The following is a 20,093-nucleotide window of genomic DNA, read 5'->3' on the forward strand; positions in this document are numbered from 1 at the left end:
CGATGGGTGTACGGCCCCGCTGCCGCCGCCGTCCGGCGGGGCTCACGGGGTGGACGGCCAGGCGGGGACGGTCTCGGACAGCACGGCCCGCACCGCCCGGAACACCCGGGGAAGGACGTCCGCGCGCCGCGTCTCCAGATAGAAGTGACCGCCGCCGAACACCTCCACGGCGCAGGGTCCCGTGCCGACCCCGGCCCAGGCGGCGGCCTCGTCCGCGGTGACCTCGGGGTCGTCGTCGGCGTACAGCACGGTCACCGGGATGCCCAACGGGGCGCCGGGCAGCGGACGGTAGGTCTCGGCGATCCGGTAGTCGCTCCGGACGGCGGGCAGCAGGGCCTCCAGGAGGGCGCGGTTGTCCATGACGTCCGACGCGGTGCCGCCCAGCCTGGTCAGGTCCGCGAGCAGCTCGGCGTCGGAGGCGCGGTGGAGGGCGCCGCCCCGGCTCCGCAGGGGGGCCGGCTGCCCGGAGACGACGAGCGCCCCCGGCGGCCGGCCGGTCACCGCGAGCCTGCGGGCGGCCTCGTACGCCACGAGGGCGCCCATGCTGTGCCCGAACAGCACGGTGGAGGCGAGCTCCTCGCCCGTCCGCCCCCGGGACAGCCCCGGCACGAGGTCGTCCAGGAGGCTCTCCAGGTCCGTGGCCGGCGGCACGTCGAAGCGGTCGCCGCGGCCGGGGTACTGCACCCCGCACACCTCGACGTCCCAGGGCGCGTCCAGGCCCCACGCCCGGTAGCCGCCCGCGGCCCCGCCTGCGTGCGGGAAGCAGATCAGCCGGGCCCGCGCGTGGGTGCGCGGCGAGAACGTGCGGAGCGGGGACGGGGCAGCGTGGTCCGCCGGGATCACAGCTCCCCCTCCTCGTACTCCACGAGCGCGTCGGACGGGTCACCCGGCGCTCCGGCCCGGGCTTCGCCGCCCGGCCCCCGGTCGGTGCCGGAACCGGACGCCCCTCTCAACTCGCCCACCAGCGCGCTCATTCCCGCCACGGTCGGAGCCCGCAGGACGTCCCGCATCGGCAGCTCCACCCCGAGGCGGCCGCGAATGGCGGCGACCAGGCGGGTCGCGGTCAGGCTGTCACCGCCGAGGGCGAAGAAACCCGCCCCGCGCGCGGTCACGGGGACACCGAGGACACGGGCCCACAGCTCCGCCACGGCCTCCTCCACGGGGCCCCTCGGCGGATCGTCCACGCCCTCCGCCGGGGCGGTGGCCTCGCGCAGCGCCTGCTCGACGCGCCGCCGGTCCACCTTGCCGTTGGCGCTCAGCGGGAGTTCGGCGAGCCCGACGAGGGAGCCCGGGATCATGTGCGCGGGCAGCCGGTCGGCGAGCCAGGAGCGGAGCGCGGCGGGCCCGGACTCCGTCGCGGGCTCCGTGGCGGGGCGGCGGGCGGTGATCAGTGCCGTGCCGTCGGGCTCGCGAAGGGTCACCTCGCGGTCGGTGAACCCGGCGAGTTCCAGGGCCCGCAGCCATCGCGGCGCGTCCGTGGCCGGGGACGGGGTGGCCACGGTCGGGATCGCCGCCGGGGACGCCGTCTCCCGTGCGAGGAGGAACAGCCGCCCGCCGGGCCTGCCCATCAGCGCGAACACCCGCGCCGCCGCGTCCGGTTCCGGCTCCCGGCCCAGGACGTCGTTCACCACCAGGACGTCGAAGGCCGCGAGCCTCGGCTCGGGGACGGCGAAGGCGTCCTGGCGTGCCGTCCGCACCGGGTGCCCGCGGCCCGCGAGCCGGTCCTCGGCGGCGGCGGCCCGTGCGGCGCGCGGGTCGAGCAGCGTGTAGTCGACCGTGCCGGGCTTGATCCGGTCGAGGAGCGCGGCGGCGCTCCGGCCGCCCGCGCCGGCCCATTCGGCGACGTCGAGCGGCCGGGCGGCCTCCCGGTGCAGGGATTCGACCTGCTCGGCGACGGCGTCCAGGCAGACCGCGGTGCCGGGCGGCTGGAGCGCGAGGCCGTCGGGAGAGAGGACCGGGTCGTCGTCCAGGGCGTCGAGGGGCGCCGTGCCGGCGAGCACCGCGCTCAGCAAGGGCAGCGCACCGGCCCAGGCGTCGACGAGCGGCTGGAGGGCGGTTCCGGCGATCCGGGCGCGCAGGGCGCCGGCCCGTTCCCCGTCGCGCACGGTGCTCCAGCGGGGGCCTCGGGTCAGGGAGCCTTCGGGGCCGCCGAGGACGTCACGCCCTCGGAGGAACTCCAGCCAGGAGGCGACGAGTTCACGGTTCGGCCCGGCCGCCAGGAGCGGGGCCGGCTCGGCGGGTCCCTGCTCCCCGGGGGCGCCCTGTGGCGGGCCGAGGAGGGGGGCGAGCAGCGCGGCGAGGAACGTCTCGGCCAGTTCGGCTTCGCCCTCCGCACTCGCCAGGGCGGTGGCGGAGGCCTGGAGGGCGGCGAGCGCCTGAACGTCAGCGGCCGCCGGGGTGGCCGGAGCAACCTGCGTCAGGAACGCCGCCGCGATCTCCCGTGTGCGGTCGCCGATGACGGCGGCGAGGGCGTGCGCGACGGCGGGGTGGGTCTGGAGCACCGACTCGATCTCGCCGAGTTCGACCCGGAAGCCATTGATCTTGACCTGGTGGTCGATCCGGCCCAGGAACTCCAGTGTGCCGTCGGGCCAGTAGCGCCCCTGGTCGCCGGTGCGGTACCAGCGTCCGTCCGGGGCGTCGGGGAAACGTTCCGCCGTGAGCGCGGACTCACCGCGGTATCCCTGCGCCACTCCCGTACCGCCGATCCACAGCTCTCCGGGCACCCAGTCCGGACAGTCACGGCCGTGCGGGTCGACGACCCGGTAGCGCTGGTTGGCCAGCGGCCTGCCGTACGGGACGGACCGCCAGTGCGGGGGCACCTCGGTGACCTCGTGGGCGTTGGACCAGATCGCCGCCTCGGTGGCGCCTCCGAGGGCGACGAACCGGCACCGGCCCTCGGTCGCCCGGGCCAGCCGCCCGGGGAGGTCGAGGCCGATCCAGTCGCCTGAGAGCAGCGCGAGGCGCAGGGTCTGCGGCAGCGGTGATCCGTCGGAGGCCGTCAGGAGCATGTCCATGAGCGCCGGTACGGAGTTCCACACGGTGACGGCGTGCCGCTCGCACAGCGTGCGCCACCGGTGGGCGTCGCGCCGGTCCTCCTCGTCCACCAGGACAAGGGCGCCGCCCTCGGCGAGCGGTCCGAACACGTCCCACACGGAGAGGTCGAAGTCCAGCGCGGAGACGGCGAGCACCCGGTCCCGGGGGCCGATCCCGTAGCGCTCGTCGATGTCCTCCACGGTGTTGACCGCGGCCCGGTGGCTGATCTCGACACCCTTGGGCGTGCCGGTGGAGCCCGAGGTGAAGATGACGTACGCGGTCTCCTCGCCGGACAGCGGCACGGGGGCGTCCAGCGGCGCCGCGCGGAGGGCCTCGGCGAGCGGCAGGCGGGGCGTCCCGGCCCCCTGCTCCGGCGCCGTGCCCGTACCGTCGAGGACGAGGACGCAGCGGCTGAGCGCGTGGATGCGGTCCCTGCGCTCCGGGGGCTGGTCGACGCCCACGGGGACGTACGTGCCGCCCGCCGCGAGGACGCCGAGCACGGCCGCGATCTGGTCGGGGCCCTTGGGCGCGGTGACGACGACGGGACTGCCGGGCCCGACGCCCCGGGCGGCGAGCGCTCCGGCCACGCGCAGTGCCCGGTCGGCGAGTTCGCCGTGGGTGAGGCGGCCGTCCTCGCCCCAGAGCAGCGCGGGCGCCGCGGCCCGGGCCGCCGCCCGCTCGAAGAACGCCTGGTGCAGGAGGCGGCCGCTCTCCTGGCGGGTCACGGAGTTCACGTCGGCGCGACATCGGAACTGGGAGGCGGGCAGGGGTATGTCCGGTGGCCGGTTCCAGTCGGCTTGCGCGAGGCCCCGGAGCAGCTCGGTGTAGGCCGTGAACATGGTGTCGATCACGCCGTCCGGGAAGAGGGCCTCGACGGCGTCCCAGGCGAGGAGCAGTCCGCCGTCGCGGGTGCCGTAGACCTGGTGGTCGAGCCAGACCTGGGGGGTCTGGGAGACCATCCAGGACAGTTCGCCGAACCGGTCGGCGAAGTCGTCGGGAACCAGCGGGGACTCGAGGTTGCAGGCGAAGACCACCGGAGCCGTACGAGGGGTTCCGGTGTCGGTGCGGACGAAGTCGCGCAGGACATCCACCCCGGTGTACGCGGCGTGGCCGACGTCTTCGTGCAGTCGCCGCTGGATCGCCCGGGCACGGTCGGCGAAGCCGTCCTCCCCGGCCAGCCGCACGTCCAGGAGCAGCAGGCTGGTGAAGTCGGCGACGATGCGGGTGATGTCGGGGTGGATTCCCTGGTCGCGGTCGAACAGCGGGATGTTGAGCAGGAAGTGCTGCTGTCCGCTCCAGCGCGCGAGGATCTCGGAGAAGGCGGTGACGAGCAGCACGGCCGGGGTGACGCCGTGCTCGGCGGCCCGCTGCCGCAGGGCCGTCCACTCCTCCCGCGACAGGGTGTGGTCCCGGCGTACGAAGCGGGGCGCGCCGATGTCGCCGGGGTCCACGGCGAGCGGGAGCGCCGGTCCGCCGGGGAGGTCCGGGAGCCGGCGCCGCCAGTGGGCGCGGGCCCGCTCGCGGTCGGCCGTCCGGCGGGCGGCGGTGTCGGCGAGGTACTGCGGGAAGCCGTACCCGAGTTCCTCGACGCCCGTGCGGTCGGCGTACAGCGCGGCCAGGTCGGAGAGGAGCAGCCGGATGCTGTGGACGTCGGCGACGAGCAGGTCGGCGTTGACGTGGAGGCGCTGGGTTCCGTCGGGGAGTCGGCTGAGCTGGACGTCGAACACCTCGCCGCGGGCGACGTCGAGCACCCGGTGGGAGAGCCGGTCCCGTAACCGCGCGAGGGCCTCGTCCCCGCCGTCGGGGAGTTCCGCGAGGTGGTGGACGGTGAGGCCGGGCCAGGTGATCTGCTCGCCGGTCCGCTGGGTCCCGTCGTCGGCGAAGGAGGCGCGGAGCATGGGGTGCCGGCGCATCAGGGCCAGGACGGCCGATTCGAGCCGGTCCGGTTCCACGTCACGGGTGTCGATCTCCAGATAGGCGTGGCAGCCGACGCCGCCGAGCGGCCGGTCGGCGCCCCGGCCGATCCAGTAGGCCTGCTGCACGGCGGTGAGCCCGAAGGGCGCGCCCGCGTCGAAGGGCACGGCGGGCTCCTCCGGCGCGCGGTCCGGTTCGGACCGACGGGCCGTCAACAATGCCTCCCAGGACCGGAGTCGGGGGTCCTGGGCCATCTCGGTGAAGTCGACGCCCGCGCCCGACCGGTTCAACCGATTGACGAGGGTCATCAACTGCAAGGACTGCAAGCCGAGTTCGAAGAGATTGGCGTCCTCGTCGTCGGGACCGAGTGCGACGCCGAGCAGCGCGGTGAGCTCCTCGCGGAGATCCACCGGCTGCACTGCGGTGCTGCGTGACATCCCTACCCCCCGTGTGTCGGACGAAGTGTGACCGGCGAGCGCTCGCCGTCGTGCCGTCAGGCCGCCGCGTGTGCGGCGATGCGCCAGAACTCCGCGTACCGGCCGCCTCGCCGTACGAGCTCCTCGTGGCTGCCCTGTTCGACGATCCTGCCCTCCTCCAGGAAGGCGATCAGATCGGCGTTCTCGACGGTGCTGAGGCGGTGGGCGACCATGATGACCGTACGCCCCGCCATGAGCCGGTCGAGTCCGTCCTGGACCGCCGCCTCGCTCTCCGGGTCGAGGGCCGAGGTGGCCTCGTCGAGCAGCAGCACGGGCGCGTCCTTCAGCAGCGCGCGGGCGATCGAGACGCGCTGGCGTTCGCCGCCGGACAGGGCGGCGCCGCCCTCGCCGACCTGGGTGTTCCAGCCGTCGGGCAGTCGGTCCACGACCTCGTCGAGGGAGGCGGCGACGGCCGCGGCCCGCACCTCCTCGGTGGTGGCGCCGGGGCGGCCGATCCGGACGTTGTCCTCGATCGTCCCCTCGAAGAGGTAGACGTCCTGGAAGACCATGGACATCCGGGCCATCAGGTCCTCGCTGTCGATGTCGCGCACGTCGACGCCGCCGAGGCGCACCGCGCCCTCGTCGACGTCGTGGAAGCGGGCGACGAGCTGGAGGAGCGTGCTCTTGCCCGCGCCGGAGGAGCCGACGACGGCGACGCGCCGGCCCTGCGGCACGTCCAGGGAGAGTCCGGTGAGCACCTCGCGGTCGCCGCGGCGGAAGCCGACCGCGTCGAGGTGGACGCCGTCGTGGGCCGGGGTCGCGGGCGTCTCGGAGCGCGGCAGCGGGGGTTCGGTCAGGACGGCGTCGATGCGCTCCAGCTCGCCGCGCGAGACCCGCATGATGCCGCCGAGGTCGGCGAGCGAGAGCAGCGGGTCGACGCAGCGGGCGGCCAGGATCATGATGGCCAGGAGTTCGGGGGCGCCGAGTCCGCCGTCCAGCGTCAGGTACACCCCGAGTGCGAGGACGGCGGTGAAGACGGCCTGGACGGAGAAGGTGAGGCCGAGCAGGCCGGGCACGCCGCTGAGCGCGGCCCGCCGGCTGCTGCGCCACTGCTGGTGCAGCGCGTCGTCGAGGAGGCCGAAGCGCTCGCCGGTCCGGCCGCCGGCCCGCAGCACCGGCTGGGCGCGGACGAACTCGACGACGCGGCCCGCGGCCTCGTCGCTGCTGTGGGCCCGCTCGGCGTCCTGCCGGGCGGTGGCCTTGGACGTCCAGCGCTGTACGCCGCCGATCAGCGGGACGGCGACGAGGCCGGCGAGGGCGAGGCGCCAGTCGAAGAAGAACAGCACCACGACGACGGCGAGCGGGATCAGGGTGGCGTTGATGAGGGGCCGCAGCCGGTGGGCCGGTACGGACATCACCTCCATCACGCTGCGGCTGGTGAGCCCCGAGACGTCGCCGACCCGGCCGGGGGTGAACCAGCCGAGGGGCAGGCCCGCGAGGTGGTCGCCGAGGCGGTGGTGCAGGCCCCGGGAGAGTTCACCGCCGGTGCGGAAGCCGGCCTTGTCGCTGAAGTAGCCGAGGACGGAGGTCACCAGGACGGCCGCGGCGAAGGCGGCGAGCCACGGCCAGGCGTCCCCAGCGTCGCCGTCGAGCAGCGCCTTGAGCAGCGGGATGAGCAGCGCGTAGGACAGTCCTTCCACGACGGCGCAGACGGACATCAGGGCGACGGTGCGGCGCAGGGGGCCCGAGTGCCGCTCGCCCAGGACCCGCAGCAGCAGCCTGATCATCGGCCGATCTCCTTCTTCCGGCCGGCACGGGCGTGCTGGGCACGCCACATGGCGGCGAACTTGCCGTTCATGTCCATCAGTTCGCGGTAGCTGCCGCTCTCCACGATCCGCCCTTCCTCCATGACCACGATCCGGTCGGCGCGGGCGACGGTCTCCAGGCGGTGGGCGATGACGAGTTGGGTGCGGCCCTCGACGAGGGTCGCCAGGGCGGCGCGCACCTCGGCCTCCGTCTTGGCGTCGGCGAAGGACATCGCCTCGTCGAGGACGAGGACGGGGGCGTCGACGAGCAGGGCGCGGGCGATGGAGAGGCGCTGGGCCTCGCCGCCGGAGAGGCCCACGTCCTCGCCGATCACGGAGTCGTAGCCGCGGGGCATCGCCCGGATGCGCTCGTCGATGCCGGCGGCGCGGGCGGCCCGCTCGACGTCGGCGCGGTCGGCGTCCGGTACGGCGAGGGCGATGTTGTCGGCGATTGCGGTCCGCAGCAGCCGGACGTCCTGGAGGACGAACGAGACGTGGCGGTAGAGGAGTTCGCCGGGGATGTCCCGGAGGTCGGCGCCGCCGAGGAGGACGGAGCCGCTGGTCGGGTCGGAGAAGCGCGGGACCAGCTGCGCGAGGGTGGACTTCCCCGCGCCGGAGGGGCCGACGAGTGCGGTGGTGGTGCCCGGTTCGAGGACCAGGTCGATCCCCCGCAGGACGGGCCGGCCGGTGTCGTAGGCGAAGCCGACGCCGCGGAACTCCACGCGGTCGCCCTGCGGTTCGGCCGGGGTGACCGGTTCGGGCAGCGGGGCGACGTTGAGCATGGCCCGGATCCGCTCGGCGGACCGCTCGGCGGCGTGGACGTTGTCCAGGCCGTGGCCGAGCGCGGCGATCGGGGCGGTCAGCGCGACGGCGAGCAGCGGGAACGGCAGCAGGTCGGTGGGCGGCATGGCGTCGGCCGCGATCAGGGCCGTACCGCCGGCCAGGACGAGCAGCAGGACGAAGGGCGGGGAGAGCACGAGGGCCGCGAGGGAGGCGAGGCCCGCGGCGCCCGCCACGTAGGTCAGGAAGAAGTCGGCGAACTCGTCGGCGGCCTTGCGGTAGCGCTGGTGGGCGCGGCCGCCGCCGCCGAAGGTCTTGACGACCGAGATGCCCTCGACGAACTCGACGGAGGCGGCGCCGATGCGCCCCATGGCCTCGCCCATCCGGCGGCCCTCGCGCTGCCGGTCCTCGCTCTGGAGCATCCGCTGGAGCAGCAGGCCGAGCAGCACGGGCGCGAGGGCGACGAGCGTCAGCCGCCAGTCCACCCAGGCGAGGTAGAGCAGGGAGGCGACGGGGACGACGACGGCGGAGGTGGCCTCGACGGGGGCGTGGGCGATCAGGTGGTGGAGCTGGTCGACGTCGCCCTGGACGACGCCGTTGATCTCGCCGGAGCTGCGCCGGGTGAACCAGCCGAGCGGCACCTTCCCGAGGCGCTGGGCGAGCATCCGTCGCAGGGTGAGCTGGAGGCGGCCGTCGACGAGGTGCGCGATGCCGCCGGAGGCGGCGGCGAGCACGACGCGGACGAGCAGGCCGGCGACGCCGATCCAGACGGCCGTCCAGGCGGCGCCGTGGTCGACGGGCCCCGGCACGAGCAGCACGCGGCCGAGCTCGACGACGGCGACGAGGGGGGCGAGTCCCGCGAGGGAGCTGACGATCTGGAGGACGAAGACGGCGACGAGGCTGGTGCGGTAGGGCCGGAGCAGACGCAGGAGCACCTGCCTGGACGTCGCTGCCGGACCTCCCGGTTCGTTCTCCGGGCCGTGGTCGTCGACCGCCTCCCTGCCGTCGGCACGGCTGTGCAGACCCTCTGCCGTGGCCATGGGATTCCCCACCTTTCGGGCACGACCGTCCGGCCCGGGAGCGGCCAGCACTGCCCCGACCGGACGGCAAGATCCATGAAGACGGCAATAACTTTACACGTATAAGAACGCGGGTCGCAAGCGCCGCGGAGAAGGGCAGCCGGTCGGCCGACCCGGCTACCGCGCTGTCACCCGGGGGGGTCCTCCCGGCGAGATCCGGCCGGAGATCTGAGGCGCGGAGAATCCGTCCAGACGACACCCAGGACCGGCCTGGAACGATCGCGGTCCACCCCTCCCTGGGGCGGTCACGACCTCACCACAGGAGAGCTGGAACGCGTGCGCTTTCTACTTCTGAGCGGGCTCGGGCCCGCGAACCTCAATTCGCCCTATCTGGAGGGTTCGCTTTTCACGGCGCACCCCTCCGAAGCGGCCAGGGAAATGCTCCGGAGGGCCGGAAGCGCCGACCTCTCCCTGGGACGGCTCGCCTTCGACCAGCACGGCCGGAGGTACGCGCTGCTCAGGCCGCGCGCGGACACGACGCCGCACCTCACGACCGTCACCCTGCTGTCGATCCTGGAGAACAGCGGCCACTCGTTCGAGCGGCTGGACCTGGAGGACGTCTGGGAGGGCCGCGCGAAGGCTCCGGCCGGCGACGTGGACGTGGTGCTCCTTTCGACCACGTACATCTGGAACGGACCGATCCTCGGTTCGGCCGTGCGGTGGGTCCGGGAGAACCTGCCGGGGACCCGGATCGTGGCCGGCGGACAGTTCACGAACCTCAAGTTCATGGCGGCCATGCGGGACCATCCGGAGATCGTCGCCGTGGTGCGCGGCGACGGCGAGATCGCCCTGCCCAGGACGCTGGACGCGCTGGCCGGACGGGGTGAGCTGAGCGCCGTGCCGAACCTCGTGTGGCGCGACGAGGAAAACATCCGGATCAATCCGACGGAGTACGTCGACATCGAGGAGTTCCCGTCCCCGCTCGTCCTCGGCGACCAGCCGATCGTCCCGTACGAGTCGATGCGCGGCTGTCCCTTCGACTGCAAATTCTGTTCGTTTCCCGCGGCTTCACCGAAATGGCGCTACAAGTCCGCGGAGAAGATACGCGACGACTGGATCTCCTATGCCGACCGGAACGGCGCGGACGTCATTTCGGCCATGGATTCGACCTTCACCATTCCGCCGACCCGGCTGCGCCGGCTCCTGGAGATCCTGCCCGATTCCGGAGTTCCTCGGTGGGAGGGGTTCAGCCGGGCCAACACGATCAACTCGGCGGAACTCGTCGCGGGCCTCAAGGCGGCGCACTGCTTCCAGCTGCACATCGGTTTCGAGTCGATGAACGACGACACGCTGAAGCGGATGAGCAAGCGGGTCTCGGTCAAGCAGAACCGCCGGGCGGTCGAGCTGCTGAGCGAGAGCGAGCTGTCGTACTACGGCCTGTTCATCGTCGGCTATCCGGGCGAGGACCCGGGGATGTTCCAGGACACCCAGGACTACCTCCTGCGGGAGTACTCCGGGCACTTCGCGCTGTCCCGGTTCTCCATCACCGACGAGACCATGCCGCTCTGGCAGGACCGGGAGGAGTTGCAGATCGTGGCGGACGACCCCACCGATCCCGCCTCGCCGTGGTCCCACATCGGCATGAACAGCGCGCAGGCCGCCCAGCTGTACAAGGAGACCCTCGACAAGGTGCGGCTCACCAACGACAAGGCGGTGCTGAGTCTGTGGCAGCACGACTACCAGCACTGGCTGATGCCCCGTCATGACTTCGCCACCAACATCGCCGTGGAGAAGTGCCTGGAGCGGATGAGCATGGCGCCGGTCGACCACACGGACCTCGACGCGGGTGCGGCCGTCATCCGGGACAGCCTGCACCGGCTCCAGGACCACGGCGTCGAACTCGCCCCGGCGGGCCAGACGCTGGTGTGCGACCCGGTCTGAACCGGGAGCGGAGGAGCAGGGCGGCGCGGCGGGCCGGAAGCCCGCCGCGCCGTCGCGCCGCCGACCGGAAGACGTCACGGCCGGCTCAGAGCACACCCTCCTCCATGACGAGGTCCCCCGGCTCGGCCGCCCCTGCGTGCCCGTCGCCGGAGAGGGTCACGAGCGTGCCCGGCAAGTGCCGCCGCAGCGCGTCCAGGACACCCCGGGCGGGCAGCACCCGGGCCGCCCGGTGCGCACCCCGGGGGACCCGCCCCCGGGCCACCTCACGGGCCGCGACCGCGCCCACCACGCCGGTCATCGCCGATCCGTCCTCGCCCCGGATCACCACCCGCCGCCGCACCGGGGCGCCGTCCGGGCCGGGGAACTCCAGCTCGCCGCCGAGCAGGTGGTACGGGGAGCGGCCGAGCGCGTCGAGGGTGCTGGCCCGCACGACACCGGCCGCCCGCTCGCGCAGACCGCCGTCCGCGCCGTCCGTGGCCGCCCCCGGGGCCGTGCTGCCCGCGCCTCCGCCACCCCCCGCCCCGGCGCTCCCCGGCCGTTCCTCACCCGCCCGGTACCGGTTCAGGGCGTCGAGCAGGTGCCGCCCGTCGAAGGCGTTGTACCAGCGGGCCTCGGCGAGGCCGAGGGTGCGGGCCTGGCCCACCAGCTCCTGGGTGAGGTAGGGGTACGTGGTCACCGGGTGCGGCGCCCCCGCCACCAGCCGCTCCTCCGCGCCCCGCAGGGCCCCGTGCACCACGCGCCCGTCGCGCCACTGGGCGCGGGGCGTGCCGTAGGACCGGTCGAGGCTGAGCAGGTAGTCGGTGGCGCCGGTGAGGGTGAACGCGCCGAGCGACACGTAGTACCCGGTGAAGCGGGCGGTCCCCGGCGGTTCCCGCCCGTCCACCAGGAGCCGGGGCAGCACCCCGGAGAGCCCGGGCGAGAGCCCGGCCGACAGGACCGCCGTACGCTCGTCCGGCGGGGCAGGAGCGGGGCCGCAGCCGTCCATCACGTCCACGTAGTCGGCCCCGGCGGCGGCCGCCGCCCGGCGGGGGCGGTCGGCCAGTTCGTAGGCGGGGCCCGCGCAGTGGAGCAGGACGTCGCAGCCGCGGGCGAAGCGCTCCAGGCTCGCGTCGGACCGGGCGTCGGCTTCGCGCGCCTCGGCGCTCCCGCCCAGGGCGGCGGCCTGCCGGGCCGCCGCCGCGTGGTCCCGGCCGCCGATCCGCAGCCGGAACTCGCCCTCCGCCGCGAGGACCCGGGCCGCGGCGGCGCCCACGGCCCCGTACCCGCCGAGGATCCCGATCAGGGGCGTCCCGCCGTTCACCGGCCGTCCTCCGCGAGCAGTGCGCGGGCCACGGCCGCGGCGTGCGGCGGCTGGACGCAGGAGAAGTGGTCGCCGGGCACGTCGACGACCCGTAGGCCCGCGCCGCACACCTGCTGCCAGTAGTCGGTCATGTCGCGGTGCATGCCGGGGAAGATCTCCGCCTCGCCGGTCTGCCGGACGAAGGTGGCGGGCAGGTCGCTGGGCGTCGCCTCGTGCGAGGCGACGGAGACGAGGCTGTGCTTGACGATGGCGTAGAGCCGGGACAGCCGTTCCTCGGAGCGGAGTTCGGCGTCCTCGACCGGCATCGACGCGCCGATGGCCCGCAGCCGTTCCTCCTGGGGCCGCCCGGCGAGCAGCCGGAAGGCCCGCAGGGCCTCCTGTCCCTTCGCGGTCAGCAGCGGTTCCGGCCGGTCGACGAGGCTGCCGGGCGGCACCGTGTTCCCGAAGTGCTCGGTGGTGGCGCGGACGAGCTCGCGGGTCGCCGTCTCGTCCCGGGGGTAGCCGAGGCCGACCAGGTCGGCCCGCATGAGCCGGGCGAAGATGTACTCGGCGAGGAGGTCGTCCTCGACGAGGTACGGCACGCGGTAGCTGCTGATGACGGTGAGGCCGGTGACCTCTGCGCCGGCGGCGGTGAGGCGCCGGGCGAGTTCGGGGACGAGCAGTCCGCCCATGCAGTAGCCGACGAGGTGGACCCGTCCGAGCCCCTCGGCGAGCAGTGCCTCGGCGTGCCGTTCGGCGAGTTCGGCGACCTGGGTGCGCGGGTCCGCCTTGAGGAAGGCGTCGATGTCGTCGACGACGAGACCTGCCAGCGGCAGCCGGTCCGCGAGCTCGCGGATGACCGAGCGGTACGGGATGAGGGTGCCGGTCCCGTCGTGCACGAGGACCCGGGTGGCGGTGCCCGGGGCGGCGGCGGCGCCGTCGGCGATCCGGACGAGCGGGGAGGCGGGGGCCGTTCCGGCGAGGCCGGGCAGGCCGCCTCGTGCGGCGCCGAGGTGGCCGGCCAGGGCCGCCACGGTGGGCCGGTTCATCACGAGGCGCAGCAGGTCGTCCCATTCGAGGTCGGCGGCCTCGGGGAGCCGTTCACGCATCCGGGTGACGAGCCGGGCCACCAGGAGGGAGTCGCCGCCGAGGTCGAAGAAGCCGGCGTCGCGGCTGACGGTGGTGACCGGGAGCACCTCGGTCCACAGGGCGGCCAGGGTCTGTTCGAGGCCGGGGCGGGGTGCGTCGCCGCCGTCGTCGACCCGCCCCCGGGCGGTGGAGGCGGTCCAGGCGTCGAGGCGGGCGCGGTCGACCTTGCCGTTGGCGGTGAGCGGGACGCGGTCCACGATCTGGAGTTCGGTCGGGATCATGTATCCGGGGAGCCGGTCGGCGAGGTGGGCGGTGAGTGCCTCGGGCCGGAGCCGGGTCCGGTCGGCCTTGAAGCGGGAGGCGAAGACGTGCTGGCCGATCCGGGAGAGCGGGCTGTTGTCCTCGGGGAGGCAGAAGGCGACCTCGGCGCCGGCGGCGCGGAGCATCCGGAGCCACTGTTCGCGGCCGAAGAAGGTCTGGCCGGTCTCGCGGCGTTCGTCCTCGAAGCCGTGGAGGCCGGCGTTGAACTCCATGGAGGTCATGACGTGGTACGCGTCGCGGGTGGCCTCGATGAAGACGAGCCAGCCGCCGGGGGCGAGGAGTTCGCGGAGCCGTGTGAGGACCCGCTCGGCGTGCACGGAGTTGTGCAGCACGTTGGCGAGGAGGATCACGTCGAAGGAGTTGGGGGCGAGGCCCTGGGCGCGGTAGTCGCGGTTGAGGTCGAAGAGGCCGTACCGGACCCAGGGGTGGTCCTGGAACTTCTCCTGGGCTGCGGTGAGGAAGAAGTGGGAGAGGTCGGTGAACAGGTAGTCGACGTCCAGGTCGTCGAGTTCGGGCACGAGGACGGTGCTGGTGCCGCCGACCCCGGCGCCGATCTCCAGGAGCCGCAGCGGTTCGGGGCCGGTGTGGCGTCCGGCGATCTCGCGCAGGGCCGCCACGACGACCGCGTTGTTGTGCCGGCTGATCAGGTTGTCGCGGTAGGCGGCCTCGGCGGTCTCCAGGCGGCCCTCGGGGAAGAGCAGCGTCTTCAGGTCGATCTCGTTGCGCACGAGACGGGCGAGGTGCTGTTCGGAGACGCGGTGGTAGCGGACGAGTTCGGCGCCCCAGCGGATGCGGGGTTCGAGCGCGTCGATGCGGTCGAGGACGCCGTCGTGCTCCTCCCGCGTTCCCTCGCGCAGCCGCCGGTAGCGGCCGGTGTCGGCGTCCTGCTCCACCCGGCCCTCCTGCTCCAGGGCGTTGAGCCAGCGCCGTACCAGGTAGTGGTTCTCGGGGGCGGCGCCGACGGCCTCGATGACCTCCTCGGCGGTGTGCTCGGCCGCGGCGTCCGGGAAGAGCCCGCAGGACCGGAAGAGCAGTGCCATCGACTGGAGGGCGGACACGTCGAGGAGTTCGACCATCTCCGCCACTTCCGCCTCCGCCACGGCACGGACCGCGGCGGTGACGCCGGCGGCGGCCTTCTCCTTCAGCGCGGCGGGGAGTTCGGGGGCGCCGGTCCTGCCGGGTTCGGCGAAGGCGACCAGCCGGCGGGCGCCGCCCTCGCCCTGGACGGCGGCCGCGGCGGCCTCGACGGCGGGGTGGGACTGGAGCGCCGCCTCGACCTCGGCGAGTTCGACGCGGTGGCCGTTGAGCTTGACCTGCCGGTCGACGCGGCCGAGGAACTCGATGGCGCCGTCGTCGAGGCGGCGGCCCATGTCGCCGGTGCGGTAGAGCCGTTCGCCGGAGCCGGGGTGGATCACGAACCGCTCGGCGGTGCGCTCGGGGTCGCCGAGGTAGCCGAGGGCGAGTCCGGCTCCGCCGATGTACAGCTCGCCGGTGACGTGCGTCGGGCACTCCCGCCCGAAGGCGTCGAGGACGTGGAAGCGCTGGTTGGCCAGCGGAGTGCCGTACGGAATGCTGCGGGCGCCGGGCTCGACGGTGGTGACGGGGTGGAAGATCGACCAGATGGCCGCCTCGGTGGCGCCGCCCAGGCTCACCACCTGGAGCCCGGGGACGCGGCGCCGGACGGCGTCGGGGAGGGTGACGGGGAGCCAGTCGCCGGAGAGCAGCGCGAGCCGCAGCCGGGAGACGTCCACGCCGGGGGCGGTGCGGAGGTACTCCTCCAGCATCTGCATCTGCGCGGGGACGGAGTTCCACAGGGTGACGGCGTGGCCGGCGAGGAGTTCGGCCCAGTGCCCGGGGTCGCCGCGGCGCTCGGCGTGGGGCAGGACGAGCGCGCCGCCGGTCGTGAGGGGGCCGAAGACGTCGTAGACCGACAGGTCGAAGCCGAGCTGGGCGAGGCCGAGCACCCGGTCGTCGGCGGTGACGGAGAAGCGGGCGTTGATGTCGTCGACCGTGTTGAGCGCGGCGGCGTGGCTGATCATCACGCCCTTGGGGGTGCCGGTGGACCCCGAGGTGTAGATGACGTACGCGAGGTCGTCGGGGGTGGCCCGAGGTTCCGGGTCCACGGCGTCGAAGGGGTCGACGGGGTACAGCGTGTCGACGGCGATCGCCCGGGTGCCGGCGGCGAGGTCCAGGGTGGGCAGCAGCCCCGAGCGGCTGAGCACCAGGCGCGCCTCGGCGTCGGCGAGGACGGCGTCGCGGCGCAGCGCGGGCTGGGTGGTGTCGACGGGGAGGTAGGCGCCGTCGGCGAGGAGGACGCCGAGGACCGCGACGATCTGTTCCCAGCCCTTGTCGGTCACGATGCCCACGCGCTCGCCGGGCCGCAGCCCGGCGTCGCGGAGGGCGGCGGCCACGGCGCGGGCCCGGCCGAGGAGTTCGCCGTAGCCGAGGCTCCTCGCGGTGGTCACCACGGCGGTCCGGTCGGGGGTGCGCCGGGCCTGGTCGACGACGGCGGTGTGCAGGAGCTGGTGGCGGCGCTCGGCGGTCGTGTCGTTGACCTCGGCGACGATCCGCGCCTGCCGGGCGGGCAGGGGCTGCGGCTCGGCGTCGGTCCAGGCGGCGCCGTCGACGAGCCGGGTCACGAGGTCGGCGAAGGCGGCGAACATGTCCTCGACCATGCCGTCGGGGAGGACACCCTCGCGGACGTCCCAGTGGGCGAGGAGGCCGCCGCCGTCCTCCATGACCTGGCAGTCGATCCAGACCTGCGGGGTCTGGGTGATGCCGTGGACCAGTTCGCCGCCGGGCATCAGGGAGGACGTGGCCGGGTCCCCGGCGGAGCCGCCGACGGTACTGGTGAAGGTGACCGGCAGCAGCGCCTCGGCGCGCCCCCGGCGGCGGGCCAGTTCCCGCAGCACCTCGACGCCCGAGCAGAGCCGGTGGTCCATGTCCTCCCAGAGGCGGGCCTGGAGGGTCCGCATCCGGTCGGTGAGCGTCGTCCCTTCGGTGAGGTCCACGGCGAGCAGGCTGGTGGAGCTGAAGTCGCCGATGACGCGGTCGGCGCCGGGCTGCAGCGGGAGGCGGTTCTGCACGGTGAGGCTGAGGGTGAAGCGGGGGTGGCGGCTCCAGCGGCCGACGGTCTCGGCGAAGGCCTGCAGCAGGACGCCGGAGGGGGTGACTCCGGCCTCGGTGGCGCGCCGGGCCAGGGTCTGCCACCGGTCGGGGTCCAGCCGCAGCCCGTGCCGGGTGAAGCGCGGCGGGGCGGCCAGGGCGTCGGGCCGCAGCGGCAGGTCGGGGGCGGGCGGGAGCTCGTCGATCCGGGACCACCAGTAGGCGCGGTCGCGGCGGTGGCGGGCGCCCTCGCGGGCCCGGCCGGCGGCGAGGACGTAGTCGCGGAAGGTGGCGCCCGGCGGCTCCGGCGGCCGGGCGCCGGTACACAGGTCCGACAGCTCGGCGAGGAGCAGCCGGATGCTGCTGTAGTCGCAGATGAGGAGGTCGACGGCGACGTGCAGGAGCAGGGCCCGGTCGGTCTCGCTGACGCGGACCTCGAACAGCGGCCACTGCTCGGTGGGCCGCACCTGGTGGGACATCTCGCCCCGGGTGGCCTCCAGGGCGGCGGCCTCGTCGACGGCGCCGCGGAGGTCCTCGTGGCGGACGTGGTAGTGCGGGACCTCGGGGAGGACCCGCTGGTGGCCCTCGGCGGAGACGACGGCGCGGAGCATGGAGTGGCGCCGGACCAGTTCGTTCCAGGCGTCCTCGACCCGCGTGACGCCCCAGTGCGGGAGGGCGATCTCGAGGTAGCCGTGGCAGGCCACGCCGCCGTAGTCGAAGGCCTCGCTCCGGCCGAGCAGATAGGCCGCCTGCACGTCGGTGAGCGGGAAGGGCTCGTGGGCCGCCGCCGGGTCGGCCTCGGTGGCGGGACCGTACTCCTCCGCGTGCAGCAGGGCGAGGACGGCGTCGCGGTGGGTGCGGAGCGCGTCGAGCCGCTCCGGTGTCATCACCCCGCGGGGCGCGCGATAGCGGAGCTTGCCCTCCTCCTCGTACAACACCACTCCGGCCGCGTTCAGCTCGGCCACGAACTCCCCGACATTCATGATCCGTTGCCCTTCCTCGGCATCGTGCGCACACCCTGGGACAGGCACGCGAGGAGTGACAGCCTCGTGCAGGGGCCCTGGCGATGTTCTGGATGTCCGGCCGGACGGGCCGAGGGAGGGGTGACGGGGAGGAGGTCAGGCGCCGGGCGGCGCCCCGGTGCCGGCGGTCGCCGGGCCGCCGGCGACGTCCCCGACCGGGCGGTCCGGAAACGACGACGTGGTGGCCGGGATGACTCCCGACCACCACGTCGACGAACTGTCGTGTCCGAGGGGGGACTTGAACCCCCACGCCCGATAAAGGGCACTAGCACCTCAAGCTAGCGCGTCTGCCATTCCGCCACCCGGACAAGGTGTGCGTCGCGGTGAGCGGTGATCACCCGCAGCGACAAGATGAATATATCAGGGCTCTGACCTGCGATTCACCTCCGTTTCCGATCTCCGGACTTCCTCTGGCCGGGGGGTGCGCATGAGACACCGCTTCGGGGGCAAACGCGGGAGTGTCAAGGGCGTGCCCCGGATCGAGGCCCCGCCCCCTGATGACCCGGAGGTGTCGTCATGGTCCCGCTCCTGCTCGTCCTGCTGCTGATCCTCGTCCTCTTCGGCGCCGGGTTCGCCGTCGAGGTGCTCTGGTACATCGCCCTCGCCGTGCTGGTGCTCTGGGTGCTCGGCTTCTTCATGCGCGCCGGGAACGGCCGCTGGTACCGGTGGTGAACCGGGTCCCGGGCCTCAGGCCCGGGTGAGCTCCCCGCTGAGCCTGCCGTGGAGGGCCGCGCTCGGCCCGTTCAGCCCCGTGATCTCCACGGTCTTCCCGCGCTGGGCGTACCTCGTCGCGATCGTGTCGAGCACGGCGACGGACGAGGCGTCCCAGATGTGGGCGGCGGAGAAGTCGATGACGACCCGGTCGGGGTCGGTGGCGTATCCGAACCGGCCGACGAGTTCGTTGGCCGAAGCGAAGAACAGCGCCCCGGTGACCCGGTAGACGACGGTCTTCCCGTCGGGATCGGTCACCGGGGTGACCTCTGCGTGGTGGGCGACCCGCTTGGCGAAGATCACCATCGCGGTGACCGATCCGGCGACCACGCCGACGGCGAGGTTGTGGGTGGCGACCACGCACACCACGGTGATCACCATGACCCCGATCTCCCCGGCCGGCATCCGCCGGAGGGTGGCCGGCGCGACGGAGTGCCAGTCGAAGGTCGCGACGCACACCATGATCATGACGGCGACGAGGGCCGCCATGGGGATCTCGGAGACCAACGGTCCGAAGACGAGGCACAGCACCATCAGGAAGACGCCCGCGAGGAAGGTGGAGAGGCGGGTACGGGCCCCGGACACCTTCACGTTGATCATCGTCTGGCCGATCATGGCGCAGCCGCCCATGCCGCCGAAGAAGCCGGTGACGACGTTGGCGATGCCCTGGCCGATCGACTCGCGCCGCTTGTCCGAGCGGGTCTCGGTGATGTCGTCGACGAGCCTGGCCGTCATGAGGGACTCCATCAGGCCGACCAGCGCCATCGCCAGGGCGTACGGCGCGATCGTCGTCAGGGTGTCGAGCGTGAACGGCACGTCCGGCAGTCCGGGCACCGGCAGCGACGACGGCAGGGCCCCCTTGTCGCCCACGGTCGGCACCGCGATCCCCGCGGCCACCGTGACGGCCGTGAGGACGACGACGGAGACGAGGGGCGCCGGGACCACCCGGGTGACCTTGGGGAAGAAGACCAGCAGGAGCACGCCCGCGGCGAAGAGCGGATAGACGGCCCAGGGGACGTTCCAGAGCTCCCGGAGCTGGCTCAGGAAGACCAGGATCGCCAGGGCGTTGACGAAGCCGACCATCACCGAGCGGGGGATGAACCGCATCAGCTTCGCCACCCCGAGCAGGCCGAGGGCCACCTGGAAGACGCCGGCGAGGATGACCGCGGCGACCAGGTACCCGAACCCGTGCTCGCGGTTGAGCGGCGCGATGACGAGCGCGACCGCGCCGGTGGCGGCGGAGATCATCGCCCGGCGGCCGCCGAAGACCGCGATGGTCACGGCCATGGTGAACGAGGCGAAGAGGCCGATCGCCGGGTCGACCCCGGCGATGATCGAGAACGAGATCGCCTCGGGGATCAGCGCGAGGGCGACGACGAGACCGGCGAGCACCTCGGTGCGCCAGACCTTGGGGTCGGTCAGCCAGTCGGGTCGCAGGCGCGCCCACCTCGTGGGCGGGTGGGCGAGGGGGGCACGAGGGGGCGAAGAGGACAAAGGAAGGGGAACCTGTCACGCGCGGGCACGCCCCGCGGTGGACGGGCCGGGGCGTGGATCGGAGCTGCGCCGGGGGCACCGTCGGCCCCGGCATGACGACGGCGGGGTCGCGGCCTGGCACCCTCGCCACCGGGAATTCTACCCGGCGCCCCCGGAACGACGTC

9 protein-coding genes and 1 tRNA gene are annotated in these 20,093 nt (G+C 73.8%); 2 read left to right on the forward strand and 8 right to left on the reverse strand.

Going from position 1 to position 20,093, the window contains the following annotated elements; genetic code table 11:
- Positions 1 to 42: 42 nt before the first annotated feature.
- The 4 genes from DEJ43_RS02465 to DEJ43_RS02480 are packed head-to-tail and all read right to left on the reverse strand — an operon-like array spanning position 43 to position 8,988.
- The gene (locus DEJ43_RS02465) at positions 43 to 843 is read right to left on the reverse strand and encodes a thioesterase II family protein (RefSeq protein ID WP_015031717.1); all 801 of its coding nucleotides are present in this window, start codon (positions 841 to 843) and stop codon (positions 43 to 45) included.
- Entirely contained in the window at positions 840 to 5,384 is a 4,545-nt protein-coding gene (locus tag DEJ43_RS02470) for a non-ribosomal peptide synthetase (RefSeq protein WP_015031718.1), read from the reverse strand. The genes DEJ43_RS02465 and DEJ43_RS02470 overlap by 4 nt, the downstream gene beginning before the upstream one ends.
- A gap of 56 nt (positions 5,385 to 5,440) precedes the next feature.
- Positions 5,441 to 7,150, reverse strand: a complete 1,710-nt coding sequence (locus DEJ43_RS02475; RefSeq protein ID WP_015031719.1) for an ABC transporter ATP-binding protein — start codon at positions 7,148 to 7,150, stop codon at positions 5,441 to 5,443.
- The gene (locus DEJ43_RS02480) at positions 7,147 to 8,988 is read right to left on the reverse strand and encodes an ABC transporter ATP-binding protein (protein ID WP_015031720.1); all 1,842 of its coding nucleotides are present in this window, start codon (positions 8,986 to 8,988) and stop codon (positions 7,147 to 7,149) included. The genes DEJ43_RS02475 and DEJ43_RS02480 overlap by 4 nt, the downstream gene beginning before the upstream one ends.
- A 315-nt stretch (positions 8,989 to 9,303) precedes the next feature.
- Between DEJ43_RS02480 and DEJ43_RS02485 the strand changes: the two genes are divergently transcribed.
- Positions 9,304 to 10,908, forward strand: coding sequence for a B12-binding domain-containing radical SAM protein (locus DEJ43_RS02485; RefSeq protein WP_145953686.1), 1,605 nt, complete (start codon positions 9,304 to 9,306; stop codon positions 10,906 to 10,908).
- Between the two features lie 85 nt (positions 10,909 to 10,993).
- On the opposite strand, the gene DEJ43_RS37285 is transcribed toward DEJ43_RS02485, so the two are convergent.
- From DEJ43_RS37285 to DEJ43_RS02500, 3 genes are all read right to left on the reverse strand, one after another.
- The gene (locus DEJ43_RS37285) at positions 10,994 to 12,208 is read right to left on the reverse strand and encodes a saccharopine dehydrogenase NADP-binding domain-containing protein (protein ID WP_071891101.1); all 1,215 of its coding nucleotides are present in this window, start codon (positions 12,206 to 12,208) and stop codon (positions 10,994 to 10,996) included.
- A complete protein-coding gene (locus tag DEJ43_RS02495; RefSeq protein WP_015031723.1) occupies positions 12,205 to 17,685 on the reverse strand; it encodes a non-ribosomal peptide synthetase in 5,481 nt (1,826 codons plus the stop codon). Before DEJ43_RS02495 ends, DEJ43_RS37285 begins: the two co-directional genes overlap by 4 nt.
- A 262-nt stretch (positions 17,686 to 17,947) precedes the next feature.
- Positions 17,948 to 18,032, reverse strand: a tRNA-Leu gene (locus DEJ43_RS02500).
- 208 nt (positions 18,033 to 18,240) lie between these two features.
- Here DEJ43_RS02500 and DEJ43_RS02505 point away from each other — a divergent pair.
- Complete coding sequence (locus tag DEJ43_RS02505; protein ID WP_015031724.1) at positions 18,241 to 18,396, forward strand: hypothetical protein; 156 nt, start codon at positions 18,241 to 18,243, stop codon at positions 18,394 to 18,396.
- 15 nt (positions 18,397 to 18,411) lie between these two features.
- Here DEJ43_RS02505 and DEJ43_RS02510 read toward each other — a convergent pair whose 3' ends face one another.
- A complete protein-coding gene (locus DEJ43_RS02510; RefSeq protein ID WP_015031725.1) occupies positions 18,412 to 19,929 on the reverse strand; it encodes a SulP family inorganic anion transporter in 1,518 nt (505 codons plus the stop codon).
- Positions 19,930 to 20,093: the final 164 nt, after the last annotated feature.

The sequence above is a fragment of the Streptomyces venezuelae ATCC 10712 genome (genome assembly GCF_008639165.1).
GTDB classification, from domain to species: Bacteria; Actinomycetota; Actinomycetes; order Streptomycetales; family Streptomycetaceae; genus Streptomyces; species Streptomyces venezuelae.